The following is a 7,778-nucleotide window of genomic DNA, read 5'->3' on the forward strand; positions in this document are numbered from 1 at the left end:
CCTCGCGGATCTCCTCGTGCTCGGCGATATAGGCCAGCGCCGGCTCCAGCGCCTCGCTTGTGTAGCCACGTCCGATCGATGTCAGCGACTCCTTGCGAAAGCAGAAGCGGCAATAGACGGCGCATTGATAGGTAGGGAACAAAAGCACCCGATCGGCATGGCGGTGCGTCAGCCTCGGCACCGGGCTGTAGGCATGGTCGGCGATCGGATCGTCGAGCTCGCCTTCCGCCTCGACCAGCTCTTCCGGCGACGGGATGACCTGCGCGCGGATCGGATCCTGCGGGTCGTTCCAGTCGATCAGGTCGAGATAGGGTCTTGGAATGCGCACCTTGTGGTTCGCCGCGGCTTCCTGAGCGGCCGCGCGCTCGGCGCGCGACAGCGGCAGCGCGGCGAGATCGCGCACATGGCGCACGCCGGCGCGGACATCGTCCTGCCAGGATGGATCGGCGGCGCGCTGATCGCTTGCGGCCACGTCGTTGAGGTTAGCGTCGGTCGTCATCGGGAGTTTCTCGGTAGCGTTCGCGCGGAGCTATCGAGCGTATGGGCGGCCGGGTCAACTGCCTGTTGCCGCCGTCCGTCGATCGTCGCGACCCTTGGCGCCCCCCTGCCCGGCCAGTCATTTCCCCACATGGGGAGATTGGCAGCTTCGCCGGCGTAACCCACGGCGGCCAAGCCACGACCAAGCCGGGTGGAAAAAACCGCTGCCGAACCCGACCTATCCTTGGAAAAAAAGAATTATTTTCACGCTGCGCCTTGTCTGCAAACCCACAGGCTCTATGTTGCAAGTATCGATCTTGCTTGTTGAACCTTGTTCTGGCGCAATCCGCGCTCTCAGCGATCTTCCTCTCAAAATCGATCTGAAAAGTTTGCCGCGCAGGCTGTACGGCGAGCAATTTTTCTATGGCTGATTGAAAGGAAATCGTCATGAATACTGGAACGGTAAAGTTCTTCAATGCAACCAAGGGCTTCGGCTTCATCGAGCTGGGCAACGGGCAGCCGGATGTCTTCGTGCACATCTCGGCCGTCGAGCGCGCCGGCATGGGGTCCCTCGTCGAGGGGCAGAAGGTCAGCTTCGAAATCGTGAAGGACAGCCGCAACGGCAAGAGTTCGGCCGAGAACCTTCAGGCCGCGTAGACAGATTGCGCTTCTGGTCTTTGACCACGGATGTACTGGCATCGATCATCGAGGCGCATGGGAGAGGCCGGGTTTCGCCCGGCCTTTTTTCTTTTTCATGATTGGAGACAGTCACATGCAGCACCAGCCGATACCCGAAGGAATATTCAAGCCGAAGCCGACAGCCATCGAAACGAAGCAGGACGCCACGACCAGGGCGGCCCGCCAGATCATCGATGGCGAAGCGGCCGAACGCGAACGAAAGACCGAACGCTTGAAGCAGGCCAGGCTTGCCATGCAAGCGGTCGAGGCCGCCAGCCCCGCGGCCAGGTCGCCGGCGAAAAAGCGAACCGGCCGGCGCAAGCAGGCCTAGTGGCGCGAAAGCCGGCGCCGAGGTTCCGTGCCACGAACCATAGGTGTTTGAGCAAAATGGTATTAATCTGCGCAGGCTGGGCTTCGGGGCAGGCCAATGGATTTCGGCGCAGGCCATGGCTACCTTCTCATCGGCGGCCTCATCCTGGTTGGAGCCGGGCTGCTGATCCTATCGCTGATCGTCAATCTTCGCGTGGCGCACAGCGTGCGCGAAGACGTGCGCCATCGTGAAAAGCTGCTGGAATATTACCGGAACATCTTTTCGCAACTGGGCGTGATCCTGATCGGCATCGGCGTCTCGCTGTTCATCTTCTTTTTCCAGCAGAACTATCAGGATCAGCGCAAGCGCGAGATTGAGCTCCAGCAGGTCATGGCAAGGCTGGCGGCGCGCATTGCCCGCGGCGCCCCGGTCGTCGAAACGCTCGGCGAGTTCGACGACGTGCTGGATATTGGCGGCGCCTATGTCGATCCCGAACTCGGCGGAAAGAACGGCGCGATCAGCGCGCAGGGAACCGAGCTCGGCAAACAGGTCGGCAAGATCCTGCTGGTCGAACGCGACGTCGATGTGCAGTCCTTCGACATATTGAACCTGTCGCGTGATTTCGAAACGACGTTCATTGTCAACGAACTCGACCCGACGCTGTGGTTCAACATCGTGCGGGACGAGAGCGAGATCAAATATGCCAGCACCCAGCTCGCCCTCGACTACAAGGACCTGCAGGAGGCGATCGGCGATGAGCCGATCGAGCTTGCTGTAGCCAATTCCGAAAAGGAACGGAAGATCAAGCACGAGGTTCTCGACATCCTTTACGATGCCGACCTGCTGCGCCAGCGCAGCAGGCGATTTCTCGCCCGCGCCTGCTGGCTGTTCAGCAAGGGGCGTGGCTTCGTCACCCTTGCCCCAGCCGAGCAGATCGAGGCCGATGCCGGTTCACAGCAGGAATGGATCGAGCGATCGAAACCGCTGCTGACGCAGTCAAAGTCCGGCAGCGGCGATTGCTTCAAGCTGCTGCACTACGGCCAGGCCTCCTGAGCTGATGACGAGCGGGCAAGGCGCACCGCATCAATGGAATTTTTGGCGGGACGCTAATATACATGGGTGCTCGACTGAGCAGCGTCCGCCGAATGCCATGCGAAGGTTCATCCTCACGGCAATATGTATCGCCGCCGCAACGGGCGCGAACGCCCATGACTGGTACGAAGACAAGATCGACCCGCTGACGAAATTCAAGTGTTGCGGTGGTCATGATTGCCGCGCCATACCTCCATCTTCGGTGCGGTCCAGAATTGACGGCGGGTACACTTACCTGCCGCATGATTTCACCATCCCACGGGAGCGTGTACAGGAATCCCCGGACGGCCAATTCCACATCTGCGAGAATACCTACGTCATAACCCATCAGCCGTATCTGCGCTGCTTTTTCGCACCGCGTGTCAAAGTCTCTCTGCTTCTCCCACGTTGAGGCCAATACTGCGCGTCGCGGCGGCCCGGATCGACATCGGCGGGCAATTGGCAACCTTCCCGTCGCATCCCCTTCCTGACGACCAGGATCGATGAAACAGCATGTCCGGGACTGCACACCTAATGCGGTCAAGCCAACGGCGCCGCGCCTCGCCGCTCTAGCGCGGTCTTGCGGATGATTTCCGCGATCTCCGGGCTGCTGCTGCACAACATCTGGAAATCCGCCGAGTGCAGTGACAGCAGTGAGACCGCCGTTGCGGCGCTGACAGTCGCCATACGCGGTTCGCCGCTGATCAGCGCCATCTCGCCGAAAAAGGCTCCAGGGCCAAGTTCCACCGGGTTCGACATCGCGACGCTGACGCGGCCCTCCACGACGAAGAACATCTGATCGCCGGTCTCGCCTTTGCGGCAGATCACGGCGCCCGCCGGCACGATGCGGGGCCTTAACGCGCGCACGATCTCGACCAGCACGGCCGGGCCGAGCTTCTGAAACAACGGCACGGCGGTGACCAATCGCCAATTACGGACGAAATCCTCGCGGCGAACTTCCTGATAGAAACCGGTGGCAAGAATGCCGGCCCAGAGCGCGAAGATGCCGATGCCACTCATCATGACCAACCCGGCAAGGACGCGGCCGGCGAAGCTTTGCGGAATCTCGTCGCCATAGCCGGTGGTCGACAGCGTGACCACCGCCCACCACATTGCCTGGGGGATGCTGCCGAACCTTTCCGGTTGGATGTCGCGCTCGATGACATAGGCCGCGAGCGCGACACCGAACAGAACGACGCCGAAGAGCGTGGTGACGCCGATCAGATTGCGCGCTTCGTTGGCCAGCACCCTGCCCAGGACCGGGAAGAAGGTCGAGTCGCGCAGCGGTTTCAGCAACCAGACGGCACAGTAGAGGCTGCGGTCGGGCGTGCCGACGAGCAGAAATGCGGCGAGTGGAACCACGACCGCGAGCACATCGATGGCGATTTCGGGCGTCCTGTTCCGCAGGTCTCCCGCCCGGCGCTTGAGCAGCGTCCCAGCCAGTTGCAGAAGATAGGCGCCCCAAATGACAGCGAGCACGGCCGCCAGGGCCAGTCTGCCGCGCCCGGACAGGTCCGGTATCGTCAGCGCAGCCACCGCCAGAAGCCCAGGCGCAGCCAGCACCGCGTTGAGCGGCGCGTAAATTCTCAGGAAAGGCAGTACCGACATTTTATGCCCACGAGCCGCTACCACCTGCAAAATAGAATGCCTTCAAGGCAAGCGCAAAGGTGCTTGCTATCGCTGCTATGTGCATCACCAACGGCGACCTATCTTGGCCAATCTAGTCGGCGACGCGCCGCAGCGTGCCGAGATGATTGTCGTCGAGGAACTCGATGGTGATCGTCGACGCCTTGCCGTCGGGGCCGACGACGAAACTGACGCCCGTCGGCCTGTCCGGCATTTCGGCATCGGGGTAGATCAGGAACAGGTCGCCGTCGAAATGCGTCAGGGAATAGGACCGGGCGCTGGTGGGGCCGACCCTGAGGACAAGGCCGTCTCCCGCGCTCGACACGTCCGCCTGGCCTATGAAGTCGTTGGCGTAGCGGCCGGCATAGGCACTGGCCGGCCCGGCCGGCCTTGCCGGAGACGGCGGCGCGGCAAAGGTGGCCTTGGCCGCCTCGACCACCGGACCGAACATGCCGGCATAGATGCCGTCCCACGCATTGACCCAATCCTGCTCGACAGCACCGTCGAAGACGAGATCGGCGAAACTGTCGGACAGTCCCTCCGGCACGCCTGTCGGGAAGGCGTTGGCGAGGATGACGATGCCGAGCTTCTCCTTCGGGAAGATCGTCACCAGGGTGCGCGCGCCGACGCTGAAGGCGCCCGCATGGCCCCAACTCAAACCGTGCCGGCCGAATTCGACGTTCCAGCCGAGGCCATAGAAGGATTCGCCGCCGGAGACGGGGTTCCTGCCCCGCGTCATCAGCGGCGCATGCGTCTGGGCCAGCGCGTCGGCGGCAATCAGCGTCTTGCCGGCATGGGCCCCGTCGCCCAGCACGAGGCGCACCCATTGCGCAAGATCGCGCGCGGTGGAGCTGACGCCGCCGGCGGGCGCCTGCGCGTCCGGATCGCGCTCGATCTTCGCCGCCCAGGCGCCATCGACCCTGACGTGGAGTGCTGCGCGATCGGGGTGCTTGAGGAAATCCGCATGACGCGAGCTGGTCGAGGCCATGCCGAGCGGTCGGTAGAGCTTTTCCTCGGCCACGTCCTCCCAGGATTTGCCCGTCGGCATTGCGGCGGCGACGGCACCCTCGGTCAGTCCGAAATTGCTGTAGGAGTAGCCGGCGCGAAAGCTCGATGATGGCGGCACGAAGCGCAGGCGGTGCAGTATCTCGGCACGGTCGTAGCCGATGTCCTCGAGGTCGTCGCCGGCGGTGCCCGGAAGCCCGCTGCGGTGCGAAAACAGATCGCGGATGGTGAGTTGGCTGGTCGGATAGGCTTCGGCGAGGCGGAACGCCGGATCGAGGTCGGCGATCTTCGAATCCCAGGACACGATGCCGTCGCCGACCAGCGCCGCCACGACGGTGGCGGACACCGGCTTGGAGAGGGAAGCGATCTGGAACACCGTGTCGGCGTCCACGGTCTCCGGCTTGCCGGCCTCGCGATGACCAAAACCCTTGAGGAAGATCACCTTGTCGTCGTGGACGACGGCGATGGCGAGACCGGGCACGCCACCGTCGGCGACGGTGGCCTCGGCGAGCGCCTCGAGCTTCGCCAAGGCGGCAGCGATGCGCTCGGGTGTGACGGGATCGGCCGGCGCCACCTGCGGCCAAAGCGCCAGGACGGCGATGAAGGCCCCAATCGTCAAATGATAGAGATTGCGACCAAGCCGCATCACGCGCCTCCCTTCCCTGCATTCATCTCACGATTGTACAGGCGGGCGCCGGAGGGGCCAAGGGTTGCGCCCACCGCGAGCGTCGCGCCTCGGCCCCCTCACCTCTCGAACTTCCGGATCGCCTCGGCGGTCACCGGCGTGAAGAAATTGACGAGGTTGCCGTCGGGGTCGCGGAACAGCAGCGAGCGGTTGCCCCAGGGCATGGTGGTCGGCGCCTGCACCAGTGAGCCGGCGATGCGGTCGGCAAGCCGCCGGTAGTCGGCGTCGACATCGGCGACGCGGAACTCGATGATCGCCGTCTGGTTGGCCGCCGGTCGCGCGACATGGTCGCCACCGAAGAGCTGCAGCGTACGCGTGCTGCCGATGGCGAGCGTGCCGGCCTCGGTGGTCAGCTCGGCGAAATCGTCGGTGTAAAGCGTCAGCAGGGTGCCGGTCACCTCCTCATAGAAGGCGACCAGCCGCCTGACGTCGGCGGTGATGATGCGGGTCGAAACGAAATTCATGAGTTTTCTCCATCGGATAGCCGCGGAGTCTTCTCCGTCGGTGCCAGCGCCTGTTGAGGCGCCCTGTGCCGACTTGTGGACCAGGCCTGTTGCCAGCATAGTGGCAGCAGGAGACATGCCTTGCGCCGCGCCGACAGACTGTTCCAGATCATCCAGATCCTGCGACGCTCGACCGACCCGATCACCGCCAGCCGGATCGCCGAGGAGCTCGAGACCTCGCGCCGTTCGGTCTATCGCGACATCGCCGACCTCATCGGCCAGCGCGTGCCGATCCGGGGCGAAGCCGGCGTCGGCTACGTGCTGGACCGCGACTACGACATGCCGCCGCTGATGTTGACCCCGGACGAGCTTGAGGCGGCCGTGCTCGGCGCGCAATGGGTGGCCGACAAGGGCGATGCGGTGCTGGCGGGCGCGGCGCGCGACCTGATCGCCAAGATCGCCATCGCTGTGCCCGAGCGCCTGCGCCCGTTCGTCAGCCACCCCAGCGTCGGCGCGCCGCTCAGCCGGGCGAGCCTGCCCGACGGGCTCGATGTCGCGCGGGCACGCGCATCGATCCGCACAGGCCACAAGATCCGCATCCGCTACCGCAACGAACGCGACGAGGGCAGTGAGCGCGTCGTCTGGCCGACGATGATCGGCTATGCCGAAACGGTGCGCCTGCTCGCCGCCTGGTGCGAGCTGCGCCAGGATTTCCGCCATTTCCGCACCGACCGCATCAGCGCTGCCGCGTTTCTCGACGAGCGCATCGGTTGCCGGCCGGCAGAGCTGCGCAGCCGCTGGAAGCGGCATATGGAGGCGCAAGGATTGCGCCTGCCTTAGCGCATGCCTTCGCCCTCAACGCAGGCAATTGGCGAAAGCCGGCGAGCGCGTCCCCCTCCCGTCACTATAAAGACGCCCTCCCCGGCCATCGCCGCAATCGACCCGCGCCGCGTTTTCGGGCAATCTGGAGGCGTCGGCCCGCCGTCAGGAGATGGCTGGCCGCTGAGGGAGGATTGCCATGACCAGAGCTTCGGCCGGCCTGCCGCGCTACGAGGACGCGGTCCAGAATTTCCACCTCGAGGACGAGATCAGCCGGCTGCACGGAGATCCGGCAACCGGCATCAACGCCTATGTCGAATGCTGCGGGCGCTACACCGGTGAGGACCGGCTGGCGCTGCGCGCCGTCTCGGCCAGCGGCGAGCTGCGCGAATTCACCTTCGACGACCTTGCCGACATGTCCGGCCGCGCCGGCAACATGCTCGAGGGCCTGGGCATCGGCCCTGGCGATGTGGTGGCGGGCATGCTGCCGCGCATCCCCGAGCTGGTGGCGCTGATCCTCGGCGCATGGCGCATCGGCGCGGTCTACCAGCCGCTGTTCACCGCCTTCGGACCGAAAGCGATCGAGCACCGGCTGAGCTACAGCAAGGCCAAGCTTGTGGTGACCAACCCGGCCAACCGCGGCAAGCTCGACGAGGTCGAGAAC

The 7,778-nt window shown here is 64.4% G+C and carries 8 protein-coding genes and 1 pseudogene; 5 read left to right on the forward strand and 4 right to left on the reverse strand.

What is annotated here, in order from left to right; genetic code table 11:
• Window positions 1-499, reverse strand: a pseudogene (locus tag EN781_RS19390) (KamA family radical SAM protein); the annotation flags it as partial.
• Between the two features lie 425 nt (window positions 500-924).
• Here EN781_RS19390 and EN781_RS19395 point away from each other — a divergent pair.
• From EN781_RS19395 to EN781_RS19405, 3 genes are all read left to right on the forward strand, one after another.
• On the forward strand, window positions 925-1,134 hold the full coding sequence (locus EN781_RS19395; protein ID WP_126055431.1) for a cold-shock protein: 210 nt from the start codon (window positions 925-927) through the stop codon (window positions 1,132-1,134).
• 115 nt (window positions 1,135-1,249) lie between these two features.
• On the forward strand, window positions 1,250-1,486 hold the full coding sequence (locus tag EN781_RS19400) for a hypothetical protein (protein WP_126055432.1): 237 nt from the start codon (window positions 1,250-1,252) through the stop codon (window positions 1,484-1,486).
• Between the two features lie 96 nt (window positions 1,487-1,582).
• Window positions 1,583-2,518 (forward strand): hypothetical protein, encoded by a 936-nt coding sequence (locus tag EN781_RS19405; protein ID WP_126055433.1) that lies wholly within the window; start codon window positions 1,583-1,585, stop codon window positions 2,516-2,518.
• Between the two features lie 558 nt (window positions 2,519-3,076).
• Here the strand turns inward: EN781_RS19405 and EN781_RS19410 are convergent.
• The 3 genes from EN781_RS19410 to EN781_RS19420 all read right to left on the reverse strand — a co-directional run bounded on the left by EN781_RS19410 (window position 3,077) and on the right by EN781_RS19420 (window position 6,316).
• On the reverse strand, window positions 3,077-4,144 hold the full coding sequence (locus EN781_RS19410) for a cyclic nucleotide-gated potassium channel (protein WP_126055434.1): 1,068 nt from the start codon (window positions 4,142-4,144) through the stop codon (window positions 3,077-3,079).
• Window positions 4,145-4,256: 112 nt separating this feature from the next.
• Window positions 4,257-5,813 carry a serine hydrolase gene (locus tag EN781_RS19415; protein ID WP_126055435.1) on the reverse strand — a complete coding sequence of 519 codons (1,557 nt, stop codon included), beginning with the start codon at window positions 5,811-5,813 and terminating at the stop codon, window positions 4,257-4,259.
• Between the two features lie 98 nt (window positions 5,814-5,911).
• Entirely contained in the window at window positions 5,912-6,316 is a 405-nt protein-coding gene (locus EN781_RS19420; RefSeq protein ID WP_126055436.1) for a VOC family protein, read from the reverse strand.
• A 120-nt stretch (window positions 6,317-6,436) separates the two neighbouring features.
• Between EN781_RS19420 and EN781_RS19425 the strand changes: the two genes are divergently transcribed.
• Complete coding sequence (locus EN781_RS19425; protein WP_126055437.1) at window positions 6,437-7,135, forward strand: YafY family protein; 699 nt, start codon at window positions 6,437-6,439, stop codon at window positions 7,133-7,135.
• 178 nt (window positions 7,136-7,313) lie between these two features.
• On the forward strand, window positions 7,314-7,778 hold a 465-nt coding region (locus tag EN781_RS19430; RefSeq protein WP_145965553.1), incomplete at its 3' end, for an AMP-binding protein.

This window comes from Mesorhizobium sp. M4A.F.Ca.ET.090.04.2.1 (assembly GCF_003999085.1).
In the GTDB taxonomy this organism is placed as follows: domain Bacteria; phylum Pseudomonadota; class Alphaproteobacteria; order Rhizobiales; family Rhizobiaceae; genus Mesorhizobium.